The 1,877-nt window shown below is 63.1% G+C and carries 2 protein-coding genes and 1 pseudogene; all 3 read right to left on the bottom strand.

Features of this window, described 5'->3' with window-relative positions; all coding sequences use genetic code 11:
• A pseudogene (locus AC5P09_RS39575) lies at window positions 1-289 on the bottom strand (hypothetical protein); the annotation flags it as partial.
• Between the two features lie 852 nt (window positions 290-1,141).
• Window positions 1,142-1,393 (bottom strand): hypothetical protein, encoded by a 252-nt coding sequence (locus tag AC5P09_RS39570; RefSeq protein ID WP_493878539.1) that lies wholly within the window; start codon window positions 1,391-1,393, stop codon window positions 1,142-1,144.
• 196 nt (window positions 1,394-1,589) lie between these two features.
• Window positions 1,590-1,877, bottom strand: a 288-nt coding sequence (locus AC5P09_RS39565) for a hypothetical protein (protein ID WP_493878538.1), incomplete at its 5' end; no start/stop codon positions are given.

Below are 1,877 nucleotides of genomic sequence, written 5' to 3'. Positions count from 1 at the left end.
CGCTGTCGCTGTCGCCGTCGTCGCCGTAACCAACGTCGTTGCTGGTCGTGGACGGCGACGCCGGGGACTCCGCCTCCGTCGACGGCGCGGTCCGAGGCTGCGTGGTCGATGTATCACCGGCGTGTCCCGACGTGTCCGAATCGTCGCCGTAGCCGCTGTCATGGGAAGCACCGTCCGGTCCGAGCGCGCTCGGGCCGCTGGTGTTCACGGGAACCTCGGCGTGCGAGTCCGCCAGCGCCGGGACGCCGTACAGGGGCAGGATGCCCGTCGCGGCGGCGGCTACGACCAATCCCCTGCTCAGTTTCTTTCGCAATCTCGTCGTCTTTCTGTTCGAAGAAGGGAAGGAAAGGCCGACCCCGGAGCCGAAGGAACGGGGCCAGGACCGAACCGCGCGCACAGCCAGTCGGCCGGGGCACTGACAACGGCTGACCGTTACCGGACCGGCAGGCGCTGTGCGGAAGAATCTCTACCGTGTTGCACACCGGAGGGACCGAGTGCGAGTGCTTGTCGCAGGAGCTGAGCCTCGGGTCGTGCATCACGTGCCCGCGCCGGCTGCTGAGGCTCCCGTCAGCTCTTCCCTCTCTTCTTACGACTGCGCCCCGAGACGGGCTCCCTCCTCCCGTAGTTTCGCCTCCGCTTGATCTTTTCGCTGGTCCAGTGATGAGAACCGGTGAAGTGCCAGTACCGACAGCGCGAGCAACGGTAGATACGGTCCGGGATTTTCTCCAACAATGGCTGCTTGACCAGCCAGACCCTTGCCGCGGATTCAGTACGGAATGACGCTTTACCCGTCACTGGACACCGCGGCAAGATGATCGTATCAGTCATATTCCCTCCGAGGCGCGATTCAACTCACGTTTCTCTTCGACAGAAGGGGGAATTGATCGTGCATCAGCTGGAAATCCGCATCAAGCGAGTGACACCCTTATGGACGAGTAATCATCGAATTTCATTCGTATGGCCCCGTGACGCGACTGATATTAATTGCACTGATCGGATGAAAAGAGTCAGCGGCCACCCGGAAGGATGGCCGCTGTTGATATCGGACCGACCCCGCGTGCCCGCCGGGAGGTCCGACCTCTGTTCAGCTCTTCTTATCGCCCTACGACTGTATCCCTACCGTCGGACGATCACCCGATCGTTACTCCGCGGCCGACTGCGTGCAGAAGTTGCCGATATTGGTAACACTCTCGCCGAGGACACTGACCGGCGCACTGACCGTGATCAGGGAGGAGGTGAATTCCTGTTCGCACTGCTGAAACTGTGCGTTGTCGATCGTGACGTCAGGCGTGTCCCCACCATCAGTGCCGTAGGCTTGGGCAGTCCCGGCCCCCGTCAGGCCGATACTGCCGGCAATAGTGGTTGCCAGCATGACCTTCTTCAACCCGCGCATGCGTGTCTCCATGTGTTGAACCAGCACAACAAAGGGGATGCCGGGCTTTGCCGCCTCGACATCCCCTGATCCGCGCGTTATTGACCCTCTCCCTGTGGCCCCGAGCCAACAGATCAATCAGGGCGCCCGACGCGGAAGGAGTGGGGCCAGGCCTGCACTGGACGCGCGAGACCCGACCGCCACGGCGTCCTGAGAATCAGTCCTCGACGGCCACCTGCCGGCAGAAGTTGCCGACCTCGATCTCCTGGTCACCGGGGGAGGTAGCGCCACCGCTGACGGCGCCGAGAGCGCCGTCGAAGTCCTGCTCGCACTCCTGGACCTGCAGGTTGTCGATGACGACGCCGTACGGGAACGGGTCGTCGGAACCGTTGGCGCTGGCAACCCCGCCACCGGCCAGGCCGATGCCACCGACCATGACCGCCACGGCCGCGACCTTCTTGAGCTTGTGCATGCTGTCTCCGTTTTCCTCACGCACACGACCCTC

This window comes from Streptomyces sp. a15 (genome assembly GCF_059026085.1).
This window is presented reverse-complemented; position numbering and strand designations above follow the sequence as displayed.